Source organism: Micromonospora cremea (genome assembly GCF_900143515.1).
GTDB classification, from domain to species: domain Bacteria; phylum Actinomycetota; class Actinomycetes; order Mycobacteriales; family Micromonosporaceae; genus Micromonospora; species Micromonospora cremea.
The window spans coordinates 1,781,843-1,805,122 of record NZ_FSQT01000001.1 but is presented as its reverse complement, the minus strand read 5'-3'; the positions used below and the strand labels follow the sequence as shown (position 1 = coordinate 1,805,122).

The 23,280-nt window shown below is 71.7% G+C and carries 24 protein-coding genes and 1 riboswitch; of the genes, 16 read left to right on the top strand and 8 right to left on the bottom strand.

All coding sequences use genetic code 11. The features are described from left to right. Positions 1-155: 155 nt before the first annotated feature. The 7 genes from odhI to BUS84_RS08240 all read left to right on the top strand — a co-directional run bounded on the left by odhI (position 156) and on the right by BUS84_RS08240 (position 5,551). Positions 156-608, top strand: coding sequence for an oxoglutarate dehydrogenase inhibitor Odhl (odhI, locus tag BUS84_RS08270; RefSeq protein WP_007071101.1), 453 nt, complete (start codon positions 156-158; stop codon positions 606-608). 50 nt (positions 609-658) lie between these two features. Further along, positions 659-1,360 carry a transcriptional regulator FtsR gene (gene ftsR / locus BUS84_RS08265; protein ID WP_172899233.1) on the top strand — a complete coding sequence of 234 codons (702 nt, stop codon included), beginning with the start codon at positions 659-661 and terminating at the stop codon, positions 1,358-1,360. A 184-nt stretch (positions 1,361-1,544) separates the two neighbouring features. Beyond that, on the top strand, positions 1,545-2,009 hold the full coding sequence (locus BUS84_RS08260) for a bifunctional nuclease family protein (protein ID WP_074310210.1): 465 nt from the start codon (positions 1,545-1,547) through the stop codon (positions 2,007-2,009). Between the two features lie 196 nt (positions 2,010-2,205). Beyond that, positions 2,206-2,799: a MerR family transcriptional regulator gene (locus BUS84_RS08255; protein WP_074310208.1), complete on the top strand. Its 594-nt coding sequence runs from the start codon at positions 2,206-2,208 to the stop codon at positions 2,797-2,799. Between the two features lie 364 nt (positions 2,800-3,163). After that, positions 3,164-3,562 carry a group I truncated hemoglobin gene (locus BUS84_RS08250; protein WP_074310206.1) on the top strand — a complete coding sequence of 133 codons (399 nt, stop codon included), beginning with the start codon at positions 3,164-3,166 and terminating at the stop codon, positions 3,560-3,562. 2 nt (positions 3,563-3,564) lie between these two features. After that, the gene (locus BUS84_RS08245) at positions 3,565-4,743 is read left to right on the top strand and encodes a globin domain-containing protein (protein ID WP_074310204.1); all 1,179 of its coding nucleotides are present in this window, start codon (positions 3,565-3,567) and stop codon (positions 4,741-4,743) included. 109 nt (positions 4,744-4,852) lie between these two features. Beyond that, positions 4,853-5,551 carry a DivIVA domain-containing protein gene (locus BUS84_RS08240; protein ID WP_074310202.1) on the top strand — a complete coding sequence of 233 codons (699 nt, stop codon included), beginning with the start codon at positions 4,853-4,855 and terminating at the stop codon, positions 5,549-5,551. Positions 5,552-5,611: 60 nt separating this feature from the next. Here BUS84_RS08240 and BUS84_RS08235 read toward each other — a convergent pair whose 3' ends face one another. Both BUS84_RS08235 and BUS84_RS08230 read right to left on the bottom strand, forming a co-directional pair. Further along, positions 5,612-5,890, bottom strand: coding sequence for a DUF1905 domain-containing protein (locus BUS84_RS08235; protein WP_074310200.1), 279 nt, complete (start codon positions 5,888-5,890; stop codon positions 5,612-5,614). A 39-nt stretch (positions 5,891-5,929) separates the two neighbouring features. After that, positions 5,930-6,619: an SDR family oxidoreductase gene (locus BUS84_RS08230; RefSeq protein WP_074310198.1), complete on the bottom strand. Its 690-nt coding sequence runs from the start codon at positions 6,617-6,619 to the stop codon at positions 5,930-5,932. Positions 6,620-6,746: 127 nt separating this feature from the next. Between BUS84_RS08230 and BUS84_RS08225 the strand changes: the two genes are divergently transcribed. The 3 genes from BUS84_RS08225 to gcvP all read left to right on the top strand — a co-directional run bounded on the left by BUS84_RS08225 (position 6,747) and on the right by gcvP (position 11,787). After that, entirely contained in the window at positions 6,747-7,814 is a 1,068-nt protein-coding gene (locus BUS84_RS08225) for a MerR family transcriptional regulator (RefSeq protein ID WP_074312310.1), read from the top strand. 59 nt (positions 7,815-7,873) lie between these two features. Beyond that, positions 7,874-8,731 (top strand): NAD-dependent protein deacetylase, encoded by an 858-nt coding sequence (locus tag BUS84_RS08220; RefSeq protein WP_074310196.1) that lies wholly within the window; start codon positions 7,874-7,876, stop codon positions 8,729-8,731. Between the two features lie 63 nt (positions 8,732-8,794). Continuing rightward, positions 8,795-8,893, top strand: a riboswitch (glycine riboswitch). Positions 8,894-8,964: 71 nt separating this feature from the next. After that, positions 8,965-11,787, top strand: coding sequence for an aminomethyl-transferring glycine dehydrogenase (gcvP, locus tag BUS84_RS08215; RefSeq protein WP_074310194.1), 2,823 nt, complete (start codon positions 8,965-8,967; stop codon positions 11,785-11,787). 123 nt (positions 11,788-11,910) lie between these two features. Here the strand turns inward: gcvP and BUS84_RS08210 are convergent, their stop codons facing one another. Further along, positions 11,911-12,111 (bottom strand): DUF5999 family protein, encoded by a 201-nt coding sequence (locus tag BUS84_RS08210; RefSeq protein WP_074310192.1) that lies wholly within the window; start codon positions 12,109-12,111, stop codon positions 11,911-11,913. A gap of 123 nt (positions 12,112-12,234) precedes the next feature. Here BUS84_RS08210 and BUS84_RS08205 point away from each other — a divergent pair, with 123 nt between their 5' ends. After that, positions 12,235-13,428, top strand: a complete 1,194-nt coding sequence (locus BUS84_RS08205) for a chorismate-binding protein (protein ID WP_074310190.1) — start codon at positions 12,235-12,237, stop codon at positions 13,426-13,428. Positions 13,429-13,459: 31 nt separating this feature from the next. Next, a complete protein-coding gene (gene def, locus BUS84_RS08200; RefSeq protein WP_074310188.1) occupies positions 13,460-13,969 on the top strand; it encodes a peptide deformylase in 510 nt (169 codons plus the stop codon). An 11-nt stretch (positions 13,970-13,980) separates the two neighbouring features. Here def and BUS84_RS08195 read toward each other — a convergent pair whose 3' ends face one another. Together BUS84_RS08195 and BUS84_RS08190 are read right to left on the bottom strand one after the other, a co-directional pair. Further along, a complete protein-coding gene (locus BUS84_RS08195) occupies positions 13,981-14,751 on the bottom strand; it encodes a GNAT family N-acetyltransferase (RefSeq protein ID WP_074310186.1) in 771 nt (256 codons plus the stop codon). A gap of 10 nt (positions 14,752-14,761) precedes the next feature. Then, positions 14,762-15,535, bottom strand: coding sequence for a sulfite exporter TauE/SafE family protein (locus BUS84_RS08190; RefSeq protein WP_074312308.1), 774 nt, complete (start codon positions 15,533-15,535; stop codon positions 14,762-14,764). A gap of 195 nt (positions 15,536-15,730) precedes the next feature. On the opposite strand from BUS84_RS08190, the gene BUS84_RS08185 reads away from it, so the two are divergent. The 3 genes from BUS84_RS08185 to BUS84_RS08175 all read left to right on the top strand — a co-directional run bounded on the left by BUS84_RS08185 (position 15,731) and on the right by BUS84_RS08175 (position 19,522). After that, positions 15,731-16,510: an endonuclease/exonuclease/phosphatase family protein gene (locus BUS84_RS08185; RefSeq protein WP_074310184.1), complete on the top strand. Its 780-nt coding sequence runs from the start codon at positions 15,731-15,733 to the stop codon at positions 16,508-16,510. A 167-nt stretch (positions 16,511-16,677) separates the two neighbouring features. After that, the gene (locus BUS84_RS08180; protein WP_074310183.1) at positions 16,678-18,786 is read left to right on the top strand and encodes a M14 family zinc carboxypeptidase; all 2,109 of its coding nucleotides are present in this window, start codon (positions 16,678-16,680) and stop codon (positions 18,784-18,786) included. 133 nt (positions 18,787-18,919) lie between these two features. After that, positions 18,920-19,522 carry a fasciclin domain-containing protein gene (locus BUS84_RS08175; RefSeq protein ID WP_074310181.1) on the top strand — a complete coding sequence of 201 codons (603 nt, stop codon included), beginning with the start codon at positions 18,920-18,922 and terminating at the stop codon, positions 19,520-19,522. A 6-nt stretch (positions 19,523-19,528) separates the two neighbouring features. Here the strand turns inward: BUS84_RS08175 and BUS84_RS08170 are convergent, their stop codons facing one another. Then, positions 19,529-20,533: a tyrosine-type recombinase/integrase gene (locus BUS84_RS08170; RefSeq protein WP_074310179.1), complete on the bottom strand. Its 1,005-nt coding sequence runs from the start codon at positions 20,531-20,533 to the stop codon at positions 19,529-19,531. Between the two features lie 56 nt (positions 20,534-20,589). Here BUS84_RS08170 and BUS84_RS08165 point away from each other — a divergent pair, with 56 nt between their 5' ends. Further along, positions 20,590-21,171, top strand: a complete 582-nt coding sequence (locus BUS84_RS08165) for an AAA family ATPase (RefSeq protein WP_074310177.1) — start codon at positions 20,590-20,592, stop codon at positions 21,169-21,171. A 738-nt stretch (positions 21,172-21,909) separates the two neighbouring features. Here BUS84_RS08165 and BUS84_RS08160 read toward each other — a convergent pair. After that, positions 21,910-22,938, bottom strand: a complete 1,029-nt coding sequence (locus BUS84_RS08160) for a site-specific integrase (RefSeq protein WP_159450999.1) — start codon at positions 22,936-22,938, stop codon at positions 21,910-21,912. A 100-nt stretch (positions 22,939-23,038) separates the two neighbouring features. Beyond that, positions 23,039-23,263 (bottom strand): hypothetical protein, encoded by a 225-nt coding sequence (locus BUS84_RS08155; protein WP_143728286.1) that lies wholly within the window; start codon positions 23,261-23,263, stop codon positions 23,039-23,041. Positions 23,264-23,280: the final 17 nt, after the last annotated feature.

The window sequence follows — 23,280 nt, the reverse complement described above, 5'->3', positions numbered from 1 at the left end:
CTGGCTAGGCTCGCCCAGTCGACCGAGAACCCAATAGTTGAGCGTTGTGGAATTGCCTTCCCGGGCACGGGGAGCCAGCCGCCGGGTGTTCAAGTGCCCGGCGGCCAGACCCGCCATTACCCGACGCCGACCGAACAGATCCGTGAGGTGGTCCCATGACGCGCCCAGACGACGAGTTCCCCCCGCTCGACGTCACTTCGACGCTCAATCTCGGCTCGCTCGACGAAGTGCTGGAGGGGCCGGACACCGATGTGGTGCCGAGCCGGATGTCCGGTTCGTTGCCGCCGGGTATGGCGCTGCTGGTGGTTCGTCGCGGCCCGAATGCGGGTGCCCGGTTCCTGTTGGACCACGATGTGACGACGAGTGGCCGGCACCCGGACAGTGACATCTTCCTCGACGACGTGACGGTGTCGCGGCGGCACGCGGAGTTCCACCGTGACGGTGGCACGTTCACGGTGCGGGACGTCGGCAGCCTGAACGGCACGTACGTGAATCGTGAGCGGGTCGAGGCTGCCACGTTGAGCAATGGTGACGAGGTTCAGATCGGTAAGTTCCGGGTGGTGTTCATCGCCGGTCCGCGCCCGGAGGAGGAGGCCGGCCGGGGGTGAACGAGCCTGCGGCCTCCACGCCACCCGGGGCGGCCCGGTCCCAGCCGCTGATGAGCATCGGTGAGGTGCTGGGGCAGTTGCGGGTGGATTTCCCGGACACGACGATTTCGAAGCTGCGGTTCCTCGAGGCCGAGGGGCTGGTCGAGCCGCAGCGGACGGCGGCGGGTTACCGGAAGTACAGCTGGGACGATGTGGCGCGGTTGCGGTTCGTGCTGACCGCGCAGCGGGACAAGTACCTGCCGTTGCGGGTGATCCGTGAGCAGTTGGCGGAGTGGGACTCGTCCGGTGAGCAGCCGGGGCGGTCGCGGCCGGCGTTGGTCGCGGTGGGACCCGATGGTGCGGTGCCGGGTCGGGAGTCGGCGGAGCCGGCCGAGTCGTCGCAGGTGCGGCTCGGCCGGGCTGATCTGGTCGCGCGCAGCGGGATCGACGAGTCGACGTTGGCCGAGTTGGAGCGCCTCGGTGTGCTGGTGTCGGATCCGCCGGGGTGGTATGACGGCGATGCGTTGATCATCGCGTCGGCGGTGGCGGGGTTGGCGGCGTACGGGTTGGAGCCCCGGCATCTGCGGGGTTACCGGACGGCGGCGGACCGTGAGGTCGGTTTGTTCGCGCAGTTGGTGGCGCCGTTGGCGCGGCAGAGTGATCCGGCGGCGCGGGCGCGGGCGGCGGAGACGGCGCGGGAGCTGGTGGCGTTGTCGGAGCAGTTGCACGCCGCGTTGGTGCGGGTGGGGTTGCGCTCGACGTTGGGTCGGTGAGGGTGCCCGGCGGGTGGTGGCTGAGCGGAAAGATCTCTTTCCGAAGCGTGCCGTAGGCTTGCCGGGGTAACCCCTTTCTGGCGCGGGCGTGCTGCTGTAGCGCATGGGACGGCCGTGTCGCGGTCCGTGTACCGTGCAGGGAAGGGCGCGGTGCGGCGTAGGTGACAACGACACGGAGGCGGCGGTGCGCGAGCTGAGCGTGGTCGGAGTTCGGGTGGAGCTGCCCAGCAACCAGCCGATCGTCCTGCTCAGGGAGGTCGAGGGGGACCGCTATCTGCCGATCTGGATCGGCGCGGTCGAGGCCACGGCTATCGCTTATGAGCAGCAGGGGGTCAAGCCGGCCCGACCGTTGACGCATGATCTTCTGCGGGACGTGTTGACGGCGTTGAAGGCGCCTTTGCAGGCGGTGGAGATCACCGAGCTCAAGGAGAACGTCTTCTACGCGGATCTGTTGATCGGCGACGGGGTTCGGGTGTCGGCGCGGCCGAGCGATTCGATCGCGTTGGCGTTGCGGGTCGGTGCGCCGATTCGTTGTGCCGAGCAGGTCCTCAGCGAAGCGGGGATCGTCATCCCGGATGAGCAGGAGGACGAGGTGGAGAAGTTCCGCGAGTTCCTGGAGCAGGTGCGTCCGGAGGACTTCGCGGGCTGAGCCGCTCTGCCCGGCTCTCTTCCGGGGCGTCACTGTGGGTGATCCGTGGCGCCTCTGGTGATCTTTCTCGGTGGCTGAGCGGCGTGTCGCGTCGGTTCCTTCGTGGTAACCCCTGAGGGTGGCTATAGGGTTGCCGTGTCGAGGGGTGCGCGTCCCGGAAACGACGCGTCGCCACACTGACGGGGAGGTTGTCCGGATGCACGAGCCGCGGGATCCTGATCCGGGTACGAAGGTGGACGAGCCGGGTGTGGCGTCGCCGGGTGTGGCGACTGAGGGTGACGGTTCGGTGGGCTACCGGGGTGTGACCGCATGTCACGCGGTGGGCATCAGTTACCGGCAGCTGGATTACTGGGCGCGCACGGCGCTGGTGGTGCCGAGCGTGCGGGACGCCTCGGGTTCGGGGACGCAGCGGTTGTACTCGTTCCGCGACCTGGTGGTGTTGAAGGTCGTGAAGCGGTTGTTGGACGCGGGGGTGTCCCTGCAGAACATCCGCAAGGCGATCGAGGCGCTGCGGTCGCGTGGGGTGGAGGACCTGGCCGGCATCACGCTGATCTCCGATGGGACGACGGTGTACGAGTGCCGGTCCCCGGAGGAGGTGGTCGACCTGTTGCAGGGTGGCCAGGGCGTGTTCGGGATCGCGATCGGTGGGGCGTTCAAGGAGATCCAGGGTTCGTTGTCGCACCTGCCGGCGGAGCCGGCGAGCGGCCCGGCGGAGCCGGTGGTGGCGTCCGGGTCGGATCCGATGGGCGACGAGTTGGCGGCGCGGCGGGCGCGGCGTCGGGCTGGCTGAGCGCCGGTTGTGCCGTCCGGGCTGTCGACGCGCCCGGCTTTCACGTTTGGTTTTTCACGGCCGGTCGGTGACTGACGGTCACGTTGGCGAGTGCCGTTCGGCGTCGAGGAGCGGGCCATACCCACTGTTGATCACAGTGGGTGTTGTCGTGTTCGCCCACTGTGGATGGCTCCGTCAGTCGCGGTGACGCTGTGTGTCGGGCCGCTGTCGGGAACCCGATAGGGGGGCGCTGACCGGAAAACGCCAACACGCTATGGTCCGTCACGGTCCCCGGTGTGTCGCCGTGGCATGACGACGTCGCTCCGGTGGGCCGCTGCCCCTCCGCGCCGACCCCGCGCGACCCTCCACCCCGGAAGGAACGACCGTGACGGTTACCGAAGAAACCGCTCCCGCCTCGCACTACGACCGCATTGGCGGCGCCAGCTCGGTCAAGGCGGCCGTTGAGCTGTTCTACGACAAGGTGCTCGTCGACCCGGACCTGGCGGGCTACTTCGCCGACGTGAACATGCCGGGTCAGCGGCGGCACCTGACGTTGATGTTGACCGCGGTGCTGGGCGGCCCGAACGAGTACGCCGGCCGTGGGTTGGCCGAGGCGCACCAGCCGCTGAACATCCCGGTGGAGCACTACGTCAAGGTGGGTGAGCACCTGATCGTGACGCTGACCGAGCTGGGTGTGCCGGCCGACATCCTGGCCGACGTGCAGACGGTGCTGGGGCAGGTGCAGGACCAGGTGGTGGCCGCCGGGAACCGTCCGGGCATCTGATCGTGGACGCGGCTCGACTCAAGCAGAGTTGGTCCCTGGTCGGCGGGCACGGCGACCAGGTGCCGCTCTATTTCTATTCCACGTTGTTCCTGACCCACCCCGAGACACGGCAGATGTTCCCGACGAACATGGCCGGGCAGCGGGACCGGCTGGTGACCGCGCTCGGACATATCGTGTCCAACGTGGACCAGGTGGATCACCTGGTGGGTTTCCTGCGGGACCTCGGCGCGGACCACCGCAAGTTCGCGGTCCGCGCGGAGCACTACCCGGCGGTCGGTGAGGCGCTGCTGGCGACGTTGCAGCACTTCCTGGCCGAGCAGTGGACCGAGGAGTTGGCGCAGGACTGGGCGGCGGCGTACGGGCTGGTCGCGCAGGTGATGATGGAGGCCGCGCAGGCCGCGGAGACGGTGAATCCGCCGTGGTGGGTGGCGGAGATCGTCGCGCATGAGCGGCGGGCGTTCGACGTGGCGGTGCTGACGGTGCGCCCGCAGTACCTGCTGCCGTTCACTCCCGGTCAGTCGATCGGGGTGTCGCATCCGTCGGTGCGCTCGTGGCGGTACTACTCACCGGCGAACGCGCCGCGCGCGGACGGCACCCTGGAGTTGCACGTGCGGGCCGCGCCGGGTGGCGCGGTGTCCTCGCGGCTGGTGTACGGCACGGCGGTGGGTGACCGCATCCACCTGGCGGCGCCGGTGGGGGATCGGCTGTCGTTGTGGTCGGCGGGTTCCAGCGATCTGCTGCTGCTGGCGGCGGGCACGGGCTGGGCGCCGGTGAAGGCGTTGGTGGAGCAGGTCGCCGCGGAGGGCTCTCGCCGGCGGGTGGACCTGTACGTGGGTGCCCGTTCACGCAGCGAGTTCTACGACAGCGACGCGATCGACAAGTTGGCGTCGTCGTACCCGTGGTTGACGGTGACCTACGTGGTGGGCGCCGACGTGAACCGGTCGGGGGAGTTCGTGCATGCCGTGGACCGGGCGTTGGCCGACGGTGACTGGCGCTCCCGGCACGTGTACGTGTGCGGTTCGGACGAGATGGTTTCGCATGCGGTGCAGACGTTGGTCCGGGCGGGTTACCACTCGGAGCAGGTGCACCACGAGGGCCTGGGCAAGCACTGGTACGGCCCGGCCTGGCGTACGGCGGTGGAGCAGTCGACCGCTGGTGACACTTCCGGAGGTGTTCGGTGAGCGCGAGGAGTGAGCTTGCGAGCCCCGCAGTCGCGAACGAAGGGCGGGGTGCGGTGAGCGCGAGGAGTGAGCTTGCGAGCCCCGCAGTCGCGAACGGAGGGCAGGTCCGGTGAGCGCTACCCCGATCAGCCGGTACGACGGTGTGCAGGTCGCCGGCGGTGTGCAGGTGCGGATGACCGCGGACCGGGTCCGGCGGTGGGAGTTCGGCACGGCGTCGTTCGGTCGGCGTGGTTATGACAACGCCGACGTGGACCGGTTCCGGGTGCAGGTCGCCGATGAGCTGGACCTGTTGGCGACGCAGGTCGCGCACCTGCGCGCGGAGAACGAGCGGCTCAACGACCGGGTGGAGTTGCACCGGCATGGCGTGATCCCGAGCACGGGCGCGGCGGCGAAGGTGCCGGCGGCCAAGGAGGTGAATCTGCTCTCCGCGGCGCAACGGGAGGCGGAGCAGATCATCGCGCAGGCGCACGATTACGCGCGGCGGGTCGCCGAGTACGCCCGGGTGCAGTACGAGAGTTACATGCAGGCGGCTGCGGAGGAGGCGAAGCAGGAGGCCGAGCGGGCGGTGGCGGATTATCGCAGCTCGGCCGGGTCGAGCTTCGACGACACGGTGGCCACCCGGGAGGCGCTGCGGATCTTCGGCGAGATGATGGTGTCGCACATGCAGGCGGCGGCGCGGCATCTCGACGACGGCAGTGAGCAGTTGGCCCGCACGATGGACCGGATCGCGAAGGAGACGCCGGGGGCGCCGTTCGCCGTCGGCGCGGCGGGGCAGACGGCGCTGCCGCGCCACCAGCAGCCGCGGTGAGCGTCGGGTGGGGTTCGCCGCGGGGCGGACCCCACCCGAGCGGCGCAGGTCGGGCCGTGGTCAGCTGAGGCGTTGGTCGAGGTGGAAGGTGACCTGCGCGCCGGCCTCGCTTTTGCCGATGAGCTTGCACAGGGCGGCGCGGATGGGCAGCCAGTGCGGGCCGGTGCCCGAGGGCATGAGGGTGGCGCTGAACGGGTGACCGTCGATCGTGCCGGTGACCTTGACGGCGCGGCGGGTGCCGAGCAGCTCCGCGGAGTCGGGCACCGTCACGTAGGTGGTGAAGGCGCCGTCCTTCTCGATCGGCGCGGTGAAGCGGTGGTTGAGGGGCTGCGCGGTCATTGCTCTCCTCACGTCGGTGTGGCGGCGGTGGGCCCGCCGTCAGGGTGTGCCGGGTGGCGCGTCCGGTTCCGGTCCTGCGGTGATGGCACCGATGGCGTCGGCGATCGGTGTCGGCCCGTTGACGAGTTCCAGGGTCTCGCCGGCGGTGCGTGGTTCGTCGAGCAGCGCGACGAGGACCAGGGCCACGTCGGCGCGGGTGATCGCGCCCCGCCCGGCGTGTGCGGCGAGGGTGACGTGTCCGGTGGGTTCGTCGTCGGTGAGCCGGCCGGGTCGCAGCACCGTCCAGTCCAGGTTGCGGGCGCTCAGGTCGTCCTCGGCGGCCCGCTTGGCCCGCAGGTACGCCGCCCACACCTCGTCGGTGCCGGCGGCCGGTGGGGCGTCCACGCCCATGGAGGAGACCAGCAGGTAGCGGCGGATACCGGCGTGGGTGGCGGCGTCGGCGAGCAGCGCGGCGGCGGCCCGGTCGACGGTGTCCTTGCGGGCGGCGCCGCTGCCGGGGCCGGCGCCCGCGGCGAAGATCACCGCGTCGGCGCCGTCGAGGTGCGCGGCGAGGTCGGTGACGTCGGTGTGTTCCAGGTCGCAGACGAGCGGGGTGGCGCCGGCTGCGCGCAGCGCGTCGGCCTGTCCGGGGTTGCGGATCAGGCCGACGGCGGTGTCGCCGCGCGCGGCGAGGTGACGCTCCAGCAGCAGGGCGATCTTGCCGTGACCTCCGGCGATGACAACACGCATGCGCCCAACCTACCGGCGGTGTTGAGCGGATCGGGGTTCGTGGGCTCAGGCCCTTGACCTTGCCCTTCGGGCAACCCCCAGCCTGGTGTGTGCCGGTCGCCGCGACCGGCACGAGGAGGATGTCGACGTGGGGCTGCTGACCATCGGGGCGTTCGCTCAGGCGGCGGGACTGACGCCGAAGGCGTTGCGCCTGTACGACCAGCTGGGGCTCCTGCCGCCGGCCGCGGTCGATCCCGAGTCCGGCTACCGGCTCTACGACCCGGCTCAGCTGCCGTTGGCCCGGCTGGTCGCGCAGCTCCGTCGCATCGGCATGCCACTGGCGGAGATCCGCATCATTTGTGGCTTGGAGCCCGCGGCGGCGGCTGAGGCGATCACCGCGTACTGGCAGCAGGTGTCCGCGGACACCGCGGCTCGCGCCCGGCTCGCCACCATCCTCGTGGACCACCTGTCTGAAGGGGGCGCCACCATGTCTCAAGCGAATCCCACCGTTGCCGTCCGCTACGCCACCGGTTGTGACACCGGGATCGTGCGTGACAGCAACGAGGACGCCGCGTACGCCAGCGAGCGGTTGCTTGCCGTCGCTGACGGCATGCGCGGACCCGGCGGCGCGGCCGCCAGCGCTGCGGCCATCGACGCCCTCAAACCGTTGGAGCTCACCGACGCACCGGCTGCTGACCTGCTGACGATGCTCGCCGGTGCGGTCACCGACGCGGACCGCACCGTGCGCGGGCTGGCCACCGGTGACCACCAGCCGGTCACCACGCTGACCGCGCTGCTGCGCAGCGGCTCCCAGCTGGCCCTCGTGCACATCGGTGACACCCGGGCCTACCTCCTGCGCGACGGTGAGCTGTCCCTGCTGACCCAGGACCACACCTGGGTGCAGGCTCAGGTGGATCAGGGCAGGCTCGACCGCGACCAGGCCGCCGCGCATCCTCAGCGCGCTGTGCTGGTGCGTGCCCTCGGTGCCGGCCCGCAGGTCGAGGCGGATCTTGCGCTACGCACCGCCCTGCCCGGTGATCGGTACCTGCTGTGCTCCGACGGGCTGTGCGCTGTCGTCGACCGTGCCGACCTGCACTCGACGCTGGGTGCGGCAACCGATCCCGAGCGCACCGTGCGGGAACTGATCGGTCTGGCTCAGGCCGCAGGGGCGCCGGACAATGTCGCCTGTGTCATCGCCGACATCGTCGCGGTGTAGTCACCACCACAGGCCCCGGGGGTTCGGCGGCGGCGGGTGCGTTGAGGCAGCATGGAGGGGTGACTCAGAGCCTGGACGCGTTGACCTCGCTGGTGGCCGGCGGTGGGGTGGTGGTGCTCAGCGGGGCCGGCCTGTCCACCGAGTCGGGCATCCCGGACTACCGGGGGCCCAGCGGAGTGGCCCGCCGGCACACCCCGATGACCTTCCAGGCGTTCACCCGCGATCCCCTGGCGCGGCGGCGCTACTGGGCGCGCAGCCACCTGGGGTGGCGGCTGATCGCCCGGGCCACGCCCAACGCCGGGCACCGGGCGGTGGCCCAGCTGCAACGCGCCGGCCTGGTCGACGCGGTGATCACCCAGAACGTCGACGGGCTGCACTCGGCCGCCGGCAGCGAGCCGGTGGTCGAGTTGCACGGCCGCCTGGACGAGGTGACCTGCCTGGACTGCGGCAACCTGACCTCCCGCGAGGAGCTGGACCGGCGGCTGCGCGAGGCCAACCCGGGCTTCGTGGCCCGGGTCGCCGCGGTCAACCCGGACGGTGACGTGGATCTCCCTGACGAGCAGGTGGGCGCGTTCCGGGTCGTGAACTGCGGGATCTGCGGCGCCGGGATGTTGAAACCGGACGTGGTGTTCTTCGGCGAGACGGTGCCACCCGAGCGGGTGGCGCACTGCTTCGCGCTGGTGCAGCGGGCCCGGGCGTTGCTGGTGCTCGGCTCGTCGTTGACGGTGATGTCGGGGCGTCGGTTCGTGATCCGTGCCGCGAAACAGGGCATTCCGGTGGCGATCGTCAACCAGGGTGCGACCCGCGGTGACGGGCACGCCACCCTGCGGGTCGACGCGCCGTTGGGGGCGTTGCTGCCGGCGCTGGCCGAGCGGGTCACCGGCGGCGCGGCGGCGGTCACTCCGGTCGGGGTGTGACGGCCGGCCCGGGGTAGGACATCTGCCGGAAACACCGGCGCTGGTAGCGTTGACCATGCCGGTACCACCCACGTGGGAGAGACCGCCCGACAGCACTCAGGGCGGCGCCGAAGGGGCAAATCCTCCCCGGAACCTCTCAGGCAAAAGGACCTCGTGGGCAGGCACTGTGGAGCGCCCTGTGGGTGCGACAGAGGGGGAGGCCGATCCGTCGACCTCGCCCGGGAGCGCCCCGCATGACCGTAGAGCAGTTCGCCACCCGTCACATCGGTCCCGGCCCGGACGATGAGCGCCGGATGTTGGAGGTCGTCGGGCATGGCTCGATCGACGAGCTGATGGACGCCGCGATCCCCGAGGTGATCCGCTGGCACGGCACCCTGGACCTGCCGGACCCGGCCACCGAGGCGCAGGCGATCGCCGAGCTGCGGGCCCTGGCGGCGCGCAACACCGTCGCCGTGTCGATGATCGGCCTGGGCTACCACGGCACGCACACCCCGGCGGTGATCCGCCGCAACGTGCTGGAGGACCCGGCCTGGTACACGGCGTACACGCCGTACCAGCCGGAGATCAGCCAGGGCCGCCTGGAGGCGCTGCTGAACTTCCAGACCATGGTCACCGACCTGACCGGCCTGGCGACCGCGAACGCGTCGATGCTCGACGAGGGCACCGCCGCGGCCGAGGCGATGACCCTGGCCCGCCGCGCGTCCAAGAGCAAGAGCGCCGTGTACGTGGTCGATGCCGACGCGCTGCCGCAGACCATCGCGGTGATCACCAGCCGGGCCGAGCCGCTCGGCATCGAGGTGCGGGTCCTCGACGTCGAACGCGACGAGCTGCCCGGTGAGTTCTTCGGCCTGCACCTGCAGTACCCGGGGGCGTCCGGCGCGGTGCGCGATCACGCGGCGCTGGTCGAGGCCGCGCACGCCGTCGGCGCCCTGGTCACCGTCGCGGCGGACCTGCTGGCGTTGACGCTGCTGCGGGCGCCGGGGGAGATCGGCGCGGACATCGCCGCCGGCACCACCCAGCGCTTCGGCGTACCCATGGGCTTCGGTGGGCCGCACGCCGGTTACCTGGCCGTGCGCGCGGGCCTGGAGCGGATGCTGCCGGGCCGGCTGGTCGGGGTGTCCCGCGACGCGGACGGCAACCCCGCCTACCGGCTGGCGTTGCAGACCCGCGAGCAGCACATCCGGCGGGAGAAGGCCACCAGCAACATCTGCACCGCGCAGGTGCTGCTCGCGGTGATGGCCGGCATGTACGCGGTCTACCACGGCCCGGACGGGCTGCGGGACATCGCCGCGCGTACCCATGGCATGGCGGCGCGGCTCGCGGCCGGGCTGCGCGCCGGCGGGGTGCACGTTCCGGACGTCGCGTTCTTCGACACCGTGACCGCGACCGTGCCCGGGCGGGCCGCCGAGGTGGTGGCCGCCGCCGCGGACCGTGGCGTCAACCTGCGGCTGGTCGACGCGGACCGCGTTGGTGTGTCCTGCGACGAGACGACCACCGTCGAGCACCTGGCGGCGGTGTGGGCGGCGTTCGGCGTGCCCACGTTCGACGGCGACGTCGACCCGGCGTTGCCGACCGGTCTTGCCCGCACCAGCGACTTCCTCACCCACCCGGTGTTCCGCAGCCACCACTCCGAGACGGCGATGCTGCGCTACCTGCGCCGGCTGTCGGACTTCGACTACGCCCTGGACCGGGGCATGATCCCGCTCGGGTCGTGCACGATGAAGCTCAACGCGACCACCGAGATGGAGCCGATCAGCTGGGCGGAGTTCGCGCACATCCACCCGTTCGCGCCGGACGCGCAGACCGCCGGGTACCGGGAGATGATCGGCCAGCTGGAGTCGTGGCTGGCCGAGGTGACCGGTTACGACGCGGTCAGCGTGCAGCCCAACGCCGGCTCCCAGGGTGAGCTGGCCGGGCTGCTGGCCATCCGGGCCTGGCACCGCAGCCGCGGCGAGGCGCACCGCGACGTGTGCCTGATCCCCTCCTCGGCGCACGGCACCAACGCGGCGTCGGCGGTGATGGCCGGCATGCGGGTGGTCGTGGTGGCCTGCGACGACGACGGCAACGTCGACCTGGTGGACCTGGACGCGAAGATCGAGAAGCACCGCGACGCGCTGGCCGCGATCATGGTGACGTACCCGTCGACGCACGGGGTGTACGAGACGGGCATCGCGTCGCTGTGCGCGAAGGTCCACGACGCCGGCGGGCAGGTGTACGTCGACGGCGCGAACCTCAACGCCCTCGTGGGGTTCGCCAAGCCGGGCAAGTTCGGCGCGGACGTGTCACACCTGAACCTGCACAAGACGTTCTGCATCCCGCACGGCGGTGGCGGCCCGGGTGTGGGTCCGGTGGCGGTGCGGGCGCACCTGGCGCCGTTCCTGCCCGGTGACCCGCTGGGCGTGCACGTCGACGCCACGCCGGCGATCTCGGCGGCGAGGTACGGGTCGGCGGGGATCCTGCCGATCCCGTGGGCGTACCTGCGGATGATGGGCGCGGCCGGGCTGACCCGGGCGACCGGGGTGGCGGTGCTGGCCGCGAACTACGTGGCGGCGCGGCTGCGCGGGCACTTCCCGGTGCTGTACGCCGGCAACAAGGGCCTGGTGGCGCACGAGTGCATCCTGGACCTGCGGCCGCTGACGAAGGCGACCGGGGTGAGCGTGGACGACGTGGCGAAGCGGCTGATCGACTACGGCTTCCACGCGCCGACGATGTCGTTCCCGGTGGCCGGGACGCTGATGGTGGAGCCGACCGAGAGCGAGGACCTGGCCGAGCTGGACCGGTTCTGCGACGCGATGATCGCGATCCGGGCGGAGATCGAGCAGGTCGGGTCGGGGCAGTGGCCGGCGGGGGACAACCCCCTGGCCAACGCGCCGCATACCGCGGCGATGGTCAGCGGTGACCAGTGGTCGCACCCGTACCCGCGGTCGGTGGGCGCGTACCCGGCCGGGGTGGACCGGGCCGGGAAGTACTGGCCGCCGGTGCGGCGCATCGACGGCGCGTACGGCGACCGGAACCTGGTCTGCTCGTGCCCGTCGCCGGAGGCGTTCGAGGACTGACGACGGGCGCCGGGGCGGGCGGTGTGGCCGCCCCGGCAGCCGCGCCGACCTGGGCGGGGAACGTCCCGTACCGGGGGACTAGCCTGGGTCGACGGCGGCGATTCGGTGACGCTGGGTGGTCGATCAGGCCACGAGGGCGTGTCGGGCGGGGCCGCGGTGCGGGGCGATGCTGCTGCCGTCGGGGAGCAGCTCGCCGGTGTCCTCGAACACGATGACACCGTTGCAGAGCAGGCTCCAGCCCTGCTCAGGGAAGCAGGCGAGGACGCGGGCGGCTTCCCGGTCGATGGCTTCGGCGGAGGGGCAGGTCGGTTGGTGCTGGCACATCGGGTTCTCCGGACTGTGGGGGCACTGTGTCATGGTTCACATGACCAGTGACGCACAGTACCAAGCGAAAGTGTCCAGCATCGAACAGGTGCCGGCCCGGTGCACGGGAAATCCACTGAACGGATGAGGAAGGTTGGGCCATACGGCGTGGAAACGCTCCCACAGGTGCTGGTCGACGCACCCGCAGCGCAACCCGATTGCCGGGGCGCGCTCGTCGAGCGCGCCCGCCTGCAATGGCACCGCACCGACGGCGGCGACCCCGCCGCGCTCGCCGAGGAGTTCCTCGCCGCCCACGGCCTGGCACTGCACGACCTGACCCGGCCCGCCCCCACACACCCCACCACCGGCGCCTGCGGCGCCGCGCTCTACCTGTCCGCCGCCGCCGGGGCGCAGCTGGCCGGCGCCCCGCCCGAAGCGCCCGACCCCACGCCCGCCCTGCCCGACCTCGCCGTGGTCGTCTACGACCACGGCGCCGCCCGCACCCCGCCGCCCGGCCCGCCGACGCCCTGGTGGCTCGGCGAGTGGACCGAGAGCTGGACCCCCCGCCAGCACGCCGACGCCGTCGACGCGGTGCGCGCCGCCATCGGCCGCGGCGACGTCTACCAGACCAACCTCGTCGGCCACGCCGCCGCCCGATACACCGGCAACCCGCTGCCCGCCCTGAGCCGCCTCGGCGCGCTGCCCGGCGCCCGCTACGGCGGCGTGCTCACCGGCGACGGCTGGGCGATCGGCTGCGCCTCCCCGGAGACCCTCGTCGAGGTCACCGGCGGGCAGCTCACCACCAGACCCATCAAAGGCACCCGCCCGGCCACCGCCGCCGGCCGCGCCGAACTGCTCGCCAGCGCGAAGGAACGCGCCGAACACATCATGATCGTCGACCTGGAACGCAACGACCTGGCCCGCATCGCCCGCACCGGCACCGTCCGCGTCGACGACCTGTTCGCCGTACGCCGCTGGTGCGACCTGTGGCAGGCCGAGTCCACCATCCGCGCCACCGTCGCCGACGGCCTCGGCCTGGCCGACCTGCTGCGCGCCACCTGCCCCGGCGGCTCGGTCACCGGCGCGCCGAAACTCGCCGCCCTGACCCAGATCGGCGCCCTCGAACCCGTCGGCCGGGGCGCCAGCATGGGCGCGCTGGGCTGGGTCGCCCCCGGCCGGATCGACCTCGGCCTGACCATCCGCACCGCCGCCGCCGACGGCGACAGGATGCACACCTGGGCCGGCGGCGGCATCACCTGGGACAGCGACCCCGCCGCCGAGGTCGCCGAGGCCGCCGCGAAGACCGCCCCGATCCGCGCCACCCTGGCCGGGCGCTGAACCCGCCGCCACCGGCGATACGCTGACCCGCATGACCATGCGGCCCATCCGGATCATCGGCGACCCCGTGCTGCGCACCCCGTGCGAGCCGGTCACCACCTTCGACGCCGACCTGCGCGCCCTGGTCACCGACCTGATGGACACCCTGCTCGGCGCGCCCGGCCGGGCCGGCGTCGCCGCCCCGCAGATCGGCGTCAGCGCCCAGGTGTTCGTCTACGACGCCGACGGACACCGCGGCCACCTCATCAACCCCACCCTGGAACTCTCCGAGGAACGCCAGGACGACGAGGAGGGCTGCCTGTCCATCCCCGGCCTGTACTTCCCGACCCAGCGGGCCCTGCACGCCACCGCCCACGGGGTGGACCAGCACGGCGAGCCGCTGACCATCGCCGGCAGCGGTTTCCTCGCCCGCGCCCTGCAACACGAGGCCGACCACCTGCGCGGCACGCTCTACGTCGACACCCTGCGCGGGGACATCCGCCGCCGCGCCCTGCGCGAGATCCGCGCCGGCCGGTTCGACTCACCCAGCCGCCGCCGCTGACCTAAGGCCGCCTACACGGCGGTCAGCGTGTACTCGTCGTACTCGGCGACCCGGGTGAAACCCACCCGCTCGTACATCCGCACGGCCGCCGCGTTGTCCGCCTTCACGTTCAGCGTCACGTGCGTGACGCTGGCGCGCAGCCGGACGCACAGCGCCGCCACCACCGCCGCGCCCAGACCCCGCCCACGCCACCGCGGATCGGTCGTGACGTTGCCCAACGCCGCCACCCGGTAGGCCGGCGACCACACATGCACCCCGGCCACCGCCCGCAGCTCACCACCGTCGCGCACCCCCACGTACTGCCCGGTGTCCAGCATCCGCGGATCGAACCAGTTCTCCGGGTACGCCCGCGCGTACAACCGGCACAGCGGCGCCAGATCATCCGCGCCGAGCACCACGCCCGCCGGGCGCACCAGCGCGAGGCGGGCCGGGTCGGTCAACGCCATCCGATGATGCCGGCCACCGGAATCGAGCCGGAAAGACCCCGCCAGGGCGTCGGCCAGCCCGGGGGACAGGTGCGCGTACAGCCGGGCCGGCAGCACCGGCGCCACCTCGGCCAGCAACACCGCCAGCGCCGCGGTGTCCGCCGGCGCCGCGAACGCCAGCAGCGTCGGCGGGTCCACCCCGTGATACAGCAACGCGACCTGCTCACCCCGACGGAACCACGAGGTGTAGGGCCAGAAGAAGTCGTCCAGGTCGCCCAACTGATAGGCGTGCAGCACCGGATCACGCCCCAACAGCTCCGCCAGGACGGCCCGGTCGTGCTCCGCGCGTACCGGCATCAGCGCCAGCTCACCGGGCCAGCCACTGGTCGTGGCCGAGCTTCGCGACCAACGCCACCACCACCACCAGCAGCACCACCCGCACGAACCCCGACCCGCGGCGCAACGCCATCCGCGCCCCCAGCACCGCGCCGGCGATGTTGCACACCGCCATCCCCGCGCCCAGCAACCACCACACGTGCCCGGTCACCCCGAACACCACCAGCGCACCCAGGTTCGTGCCCGCGTTGACGACCTTCGCCATCGCCGAGCCGTGCACGAAGTCCGCACCCACCAGCGCGGTGAACGCCAGCACCAGGAACGTGCCGGTGCCCGGACCGATCAACCCGTCGTACAGCGCGATGCCCACCCCGGCAACCGCGACCACCAGCGCCACTCGCACCGGGGTCCGCCGCTGCGGCACCGCCACCACCCCCAGCCGGGGCCGCAGCAGCACGAACACCGCCACCGCCACCAGCACCACCAGCACCACCGGCCGGTACGCCGACGCCGGCACCGCACCGGCCAACGCCGCACCCACCCCCGCGCTGAACACCGCCAGCCCCGCCGCCGGCCCCGCCACCCGCCAGTCGACCTTCGTACGCCGGGCGTACGTCGCCGCCGCGGTGGCCGTGCCGAAGATCGCGGCCAGCTTGTTGGTGCCCAACGCGGTGGCCACCGGCAGCCCCGGCGCGGCCACCAGCAACGCCGGCAACAGCAGCAGACCACCACCGCCGACCACGGCGTCGACCCAGCCGGCCAGGGCCGCGGCGGCCAGGAGAGTGCTCAGCGATACGGCGTCCACGGGCGGCAATTCTCCCCACCCCCACCCGCCCGGCCCGCACCGAAGTGGCCAGCCTCACTCACACCCCCGCACGTCAACGACCCCGCGCCCGCCGCAACCACACCCCCAACGCGCCCATCGCCACGAACACCAACACCGAACACAGCAGCAGTTTCACCACCCGGCAACCCTGCCACGGGGACGTAAGGTGCAGAGGTGCGCCTGGCCACCTTCAACGTGCTGCACGGACGATCCCTGACCGACGGGCTCGTCGACCCCGACCGACTCACCGCCGCCGTACGCGCCCTCGACGCCGACGTGCTGGCCCTGCAGGAGGTCGACCGCGACCAGAGCCGCAGCGGCAACCTCGACCTCACCGCCATCGCCGCGCGCGCCCTCGACGCACCCCACCACCGCTTCGCCGCCGCCGTCGTCGGCACCCCCGGCGAACGGTTCCGCCCCCTGCGCCACGACGACGACGGCCACGGCGAACCCTGCTACGGCATCGGCCTGATCAGCCGCCACCCCGTACGCAGCTGGCAGGTCACCCGACTCAAGCCCGCACCCGTACGCTCCCCGGTCTACGTGCCCGGCCCCGGCGGCGGCCTCGTTCTGCTGCACGACGAACCCCGCGTCGTGCTCGCCGCCGTCCTGGACACCCCGCACGGCCCGCTCACCGTCGCCGCGACCCACCTGTCCTTCGTCCCCGGCTGGAACGCCCGCCAACTCCGCCAGACCGTCCGCGCCCTGCGCGCGCTGCCCGCTCCCCGCGTCCTGCTCGGCGATCTCAACCTGCCCGCCGGAGCGGCCCGGCTCATCTCCGGCTGGCACCCCCTGGGCCGCCGCCCCACCTACCCCGCCGGGCAACCCCGCGTCCAACTCGACCACATCCTCGCCGACCGGTACGCCCTCGAGCAGCTCCCACCGGTACGCGCGGTCACCACTCCGCTGTCCACCATCTCCGACCACCGACCCCTGCTGGTCGACCTCGGCTGAACCCGTCACCCCGGAACCCCGACCGGCGCGGTGGAGCCCCACCAGGTCACCGCGTAGCGGGGGAGAGGCCGCACCCAGCCGCAAGATTCCCTCAAGATCATTGCATCGACGAACTCCGACGATCATGCTGGTCGAAACCGCGCCACGATCAACCAGTCGGAGGCCACATGAGACGCCAGCGGTCCATCGCCATAGCCGTATCCGCCCTCCTCGCCGTCACCCTCACCTCCGCACCCACCTCCGCCAGCGCGCAGAGCGCGGCGGAAGCCAACCAGGTCACCAGCCTCACCGTCCGCCAGGCCGACGGGTACGCCACCCTCGCCTGGCAACCTGTCGACGGCGCCACCGACTACCAGATCGAACGCACCGCCGTCGGCGCCGACGGCACCCCCACCGGCGCGCCGACCATCGTCGGCATCTGGCGCCCCAACCGCCAGATCAACCAACAGTCACCGACCTTCGCCGACGCCGGATTCAACCCGGGCGACACGTTCCAATGGCGGGTACGCGCCCGCGCCGGCACCACCGAACAGCCCTACTCCGACCCGGTCGTCGCCACCACCACCGCACCCTGGGGCAACCCCGGAACCCCCGGCGAGCAACTGCGCACCCAGTGGGAGACCGCCCACGCCGCGCAGTACACCAGCGACACCGACGAGTACGCCTACACCGCCGCCATCGACGCCCTCAGTGACCGAGTCCGTGTCGTCGAGCTCGGCCGCACCGTCCAGAACCGACCCATCAACATGCTGGTCATCGGTCACCCCACCCCGGCGGCCACCCCGGACGCCGTCGCCGCCACCGCACCCGTGGCCATCAACTGCAACGTGCACGGCAACGAGCCCGGCGACCGCGAAGCCTGCCTCATCATGGCCCGGCAACTCGCCTTCAGCACCGACCCCCGGATCACGGACCTGCTCAGTCACACCACCGTCCTGATCGTCCCCACCATCAACGGCGACGGCCGGGCCAACAACACCCGCGGCAACTCCACCGGCCAGGACCTCAACCGCGACTACTCGCTGATCCGCCAGCCGGAGACCGCCGCGTACATCAAGATGGTCCGCGACTACCGACCCGTCGCCGGCTACGACGGCCACGAGTTCGGCAACTCCCGCGCCGGCGACCTGCCGATGCTGCCGCCGCGCCACCAGAACGTCGCGCAACCGATCTTCGACCAGTCCCAGGACATGATCGAAGGCCACATGTACGCCAAGGGCGCCGAAGCCGGCTGGTGGGCCTGCCCCTACGGCTGCGAAGGCGGCGGCAACGTCGGCCTCAGCGAGGAAACCATCCTGCGCAACACCCTCGGGCTCAAGAACGTCGCCAACTCCCTGCTGGAACTGCGCAGCTCCGGCGGGCAGACCCGACCCGACGAGGGCAACACCGCCAACAACCGGCGCCGCAAGACCTACTCGGCCCTGTGGACCTTCCACCAGTTCCTCGACTACCACCGCGCCGACCGCGGCGACATCCTCACCTCCCGCGCCGAGTCCATCGAGATCCAGGCCGCCAACACCGGCCGCCTCGTCTTCCGCGGCTCCCGACCGATCCCCGCCCACCCCGCCCCGCACCCCGGCGACAGCCCGCCGCCGCTCGACGCGCCCCGCGCCGACCTCATCCTCGACAACGCCCCCTGCGCCTACAAGCTCACCGACGAGCAGTACAACGGCGCACGCACCGACGGGCCAGGCGGTGTGGGCACCACCGTCGCGCAGCGCATCGCCGCACACGGCTGGAAGGTCATCAAGACCGGCGACGGCTGGTACGTACCCCTGAACCAGCCCGAACGCGGCCTGATCCCGCTGCTGCTCGACACCAAGGGCGTGGAGAAGCTGACCGACGGCGAACGCGTCTACCCGACCCTCACCGGCCGACGCGACGGACCGCTGGTCGTCTCCGGCTTCACCTGCGCCGCCGACGCCACCATCAACGGGCCGGTCACGGTCCGGGCGGGCGCGGCACTCGTGACGACCGGAACGACCATCAGTGGCCCGGTCACCGCCACCGGTGCCGCCGGCGTCCTTCTCGCCGACTCCACCATCAGCGGCCCGGTCCGGATCGCGAACACCACCGACGCGATCTCCATCATCGACGTCACCATCACCGGCCCGGTCAGCCTGTCCGGCAACACCACCGGCACCGACGCACCTCTGCTGGCAGGCAGCACCATCGGCGGCCCGCTCAGCTGCACCGGCAACAGCCCCGCCCCGATCAACCTGGGCGTCGCCAACACCGTGCACGGTCCGCGCACCAGCCAGTGCGCGGCACTGTGACCGTCAGCTAGCCGTGCCGGCGGCGCGGGCACCACGCCCCGCGCCGCCGGCACACCCCACCCACCAACCCCGACCCGTGGAGCCCGCCGTGTCGCAGACAACCCGCCCCCGGTCTCGCGCCCTGTGTCTCCTCGTGTCGGCCCTGCTTCTGGGCAGCACCGCCTGCACTGGCGCCTCCACAACGGACGCTCAACCACCGAGCGGCACCAGCACACCCCAGGTCACCGGACCACTCTGCGCCGCCCTGCCCACCGGCACCGAACCCGGAAACCCGGCCTTCCTCGCCGGCCAACCCGTCGACCAGGCGCTCCGGTGGATCCCCACCCTCACCACGTTCGAGGCCGCCGTACGCACCAGCGGCGTCCTCGCCGACCTGCCTGCCGGCACCGGCGTCACCATCCTGGCGCCGTCGGACGACGCCTTCGCCGCCAAGTTCTCCGAGGACAACTGGGACGACCTGATGGCCCGCCACACCGACCAGCTGCGCACCCTGCTCAAGGCGCACCTGATCACCGGAGCCCACCCCATCGACGAGCTGGTGACCGCCGGCGCCGCCACCACCCTCGACGGCGCCACCGTCACCCTCACCCGCACCGGACCCACCGCCCGCCTCGGCGACCGGGCCGACGCGGTGTGCGCCGACTACCAGGCCACCAACGCGCGCATCCACATCATCAACGCGGTACTCGGCCCGCTGCCCACCACCGCCACCGACACCGACCACCGGGCCCACTGACCACGCTCACCGCGCCTGCTCCACCGGCCCCAGGCCGGCCAGCGCCCGGTTGGTGCGGTTGGCCCGCACCGCGTCGCGCTGCTGATCGGCCGTCACCTCGATGTACGTCTGCGACGACGCCAACGACGCGTGCCCCAGCAGCCGCATGATCTCCGCCGCGCTCGCCCCGTCCTCGGCCAGCCGCGTCGCGAACGTGTGCCGCAGCGCGTGCAACCGCGCACCGCGCGGCACCCGGTCACCGATTCCCGCCCGCCGGTAACACGACTCCACCAGATACTGGAGCCCACCGCGGCGCAGCGGCTCGCCGTGCCGGTCCATCAGCAACGCCGAGTCCGGGCGTACCGACCGCGACCCGAAGCGCCGGACCCGACTGTCCAGGTAGTCCACCAGCACCCGGTCCAGGTCCGGCTCGATCGGCACCACCCGGGGCCGCCCACCCTTGCCGACCACCTCGATCCGCCGTTCACCGGGCCGACCGGCCAGTGAGCCGACCCGCAGCGCCAGCAGCTCCGACAGCCGCAGCCCGGCGCAGAGCGCCACCGCCAGCACCGCCACGTCCCGCTCCGGCCACGGGTCACGCTGCCGGCCGTCGTCGCGCGCGGCCGAGGCGAGCAGCAGCTCGGGGGTGTCCGCCCCGCGCAGCGGCTTCGGCTGGGGGAGCAGGGCCCGGGGCCGGCCGACCGCCGGCATCGGATTGCCCGCCACCACCCCGTCCGCCACGAGGAATGTGAAGAAACTGTTCCAGGTGGACCAGGCCCGGTGCACCGACGCGGGCGCGCGCGGGGCGGCGAACCGGGCGAACGCCGCCCGCATCACCCGGGGGGAGAGATCGGTGATCGACAGCGGGGCACGGGGGAGGGGAGTGGTGACGTCCTCGGCGATCAGGGCGGCCACCGCGTGCAGGTCCCGCCGGTACGCCGCGAGGGTGTGCGGGGAGGGCTTGCGGGTCGCTCGGGCGGTCAGGAACTCCTCGATCAGCACCCCGAGCGATTCGTCCTTTTTGTCATGCATAAGGGATATTATGCAGCTTTTTCACGTTCACTGGCAAGGGGGAGAGGGGGAGCGCGGTGACGCAACCGAGGCGCTATGTCCTGACCGGAGCCCCGGGGGCCGGCAAGACCACGCTGATCCAGGCGCTGCGCCGCCGAGGGCACCTGGTGGTCCCGGAGGCGGCCACCGACGTCATCGCGGCCCGGCAGGCGCAGGGGTGCGCCGAACCCTGGCGGGAACCGGAATTCGTCGACGCCGTCGCACGACTCCAGCGCCGCCGCCGGATCGCGGCCGACGCGGAAGGCGACCTGCAGATCCATGACCGGTCACCGTTGTGCACGCTGGCGCTGGCTCGGCACCTGGGACGGCCGGTCGGGCCCGACCTCGCCGCCGAGCTGGATCGGATCGTCCGTCAGGAGGTGTACCAGCGGCTGGTGTTTCTGATCGGCCCGCTGGGCTTCGTCACCCGCACGGCCGCACGCCGGATCGACTACGCCGAGTCGTTGACCTTCGCCCGCGTGCACGAGCAGGTGTACGCGGCGTACGGGCACCGGCTGCTCGACGTGCCGGCCGGCCCGGTGCACGAGCGGGTCGCGCTGATCGAGAAGCACCTGTCCGGCCCCGACGAGGGGACCTTCAGATCGCCCGACTTTACATAATGTACATTATCGAATCGGTCGCTGACGGCATTTTTGGGCTCTGCCACGCTCGATAACGGTCAGTTTGTCGTTTCTCACTTGACCTGGGCCATTCTCAATAACTTGGGCCATCTCTCGAGTCTTCTCATTAAGTTGGGCCACCGAAGCTGCATCCGGCCCTGCCCCGTGCACCTTCCGTGGCGGCGTGACGATTCGGCTGCACGCGCGGTGCGGGGTGTGCTCCGCGCTGTCGTCGACCGGAATCGTGTCTAGCGTGCCGACGACGCGCGGCTTACGCGCGGGATGCGGGTCACCCGTGCCGACGCCTCGGGGTTGTTGATGGTCCCCCACCGCCGGTCGGCCTTGTACATCGTCTCCTGCACGGCATCCTTGGCGTCAGCCTCCGACGCCTAGCCGTTGAGTTCCTTGCGCGCCCAGTCGCGGCGCCTCGGAACCGGTCTCGGCGCCGAGGAGAAGGCACTTACGCAGCAGCCCGGCAAACGGCTCGGATTCGTCGAGCATGCGCTCGCGGAGCGAGCGCATGCAGGGTATCGGTCATGGATCGGGCCCCACAGCAGGGCCCCGACAACCGGCGGGATCGAGTGTGTGACGTGCCGTGTCTAGCGCCGGACTTGACCGTGGTGATGAGCGGGCAGTAGTGCTGGTGCCTGTGGGAGCTGCTGTCTTGGCTCTGCTGGTTGTTCCCGCAGTTCGTGTCGTCTGCGGTGCGCCAGGTCGAGACCAGTGCGGTGCGACGGGTCAGAGGCCGACGTCGCTGAGGGCGTTGTCTTGCCACTGGTCGGCGTCTTCGATGTAGCCAGCGAGGGTGGCGGAGCCGTCTTTCCATCCGCCGTGGCGGGCGATGCGCAGCGGGTTCTTGCCGCTGCGGTGGGTTTCGGTGGCGAATCCGCGGCGCAGGGAGTGGCCGGTGAAGGCGCTGGCGGTGTCGAGGCCGGCACGTAGTGCGGTGCGGCGCACGATGATGGCGACGGCTTGGCCGGTGATGCGGCCGGTGGTGTCGCCGCGGCCGTGGGGGGTGCGCCCGAGGGTGCCGTGGCGGTCGATGCGCCGGAACACCGGTCCGGATGTTTGGTCGTGGGCGGCGAGGGCGTCGAGCCATGCCTGCATGGTGCGTACGGGGCAGGTGGCTGGTCGGGAGGTGTAGGGCAGGGCGGTGCTGCGGCCCACGGACTCCTTGTCGGTCTTGGAGCGGCGGATGGTGACGTGCAGGCCCTCGCTGGTGAAGGTGAGGTCGGCGATGTTCAGTGCGGCGAGTTCGCTGCGGCGGGCGCCGAGGGCGAAGCCGACGACGATCAGGGCCCGGTCGCGCACTCCGGCAAGGGTGGTCCTATCGAGGGTGTCGACCATCGCCCGCAGCGCGGTGACGGTGACCGCTTTGGCCTTGCGCACGCCTCGGCCGGCCTCGGCGAGTTCGGTGCGGTGCCGGCGCAGCACCGCGCGCGCCGGCCGGGTGTGGGGCGGCGGGAGGTCGGCGGCGGCGTGGGCGACGGTGATGGCCGCCATTGCGCGCTCGATCGTGGACGCGGCCTTGCCTTCGTCGGCGAGGTGCGAGACGTACTCGGCCAGGGTCGCCGCGGTGGCCGGCAGGTGTGATCGTTGGTGGTCGTCGCACCAGTGGGTGAAGCGGCGCCAGTCCCCGGCGTAGGCCCGCCGCGTCGACGCGGGCACCGACTCGCGGATGCGCCGCCGCGCCGCTTCCGACAGTTGCTCGTTCGGATCGATGAAGGTGGTTGGTTCGGCGCTCCCCCGGGCCTCAATCTCATTCACGAGAAGGAACGTTATCGTGAATGAGCGCCACAGGAGGTCCGCCACGCCGGCTCGACTTGGGCGGCAGTTAGTGAGCCACTGCCCCCAGGCTGCTTCCGGGTTATGCGATCGGGATGCCGGCGCTTCTCATGAGCTCCTCGGTGTGCTCGTCAGGCTCACCGTCGAGGAAATCCACCACCGCCGGCATCGCTCCCGGCTGTTCCCCGCGGTAGTCATAGAGCCACTCCAGGAGGTCGACTCGGCGTTTCTCGGACTCGGTCACGTCGCTCCCCTGTGTAGGCCTGAACGGGTCAGGCATGCGGTCGAGGCGAGCGTAGACGCCCACTCGCATCCACCCTCGGT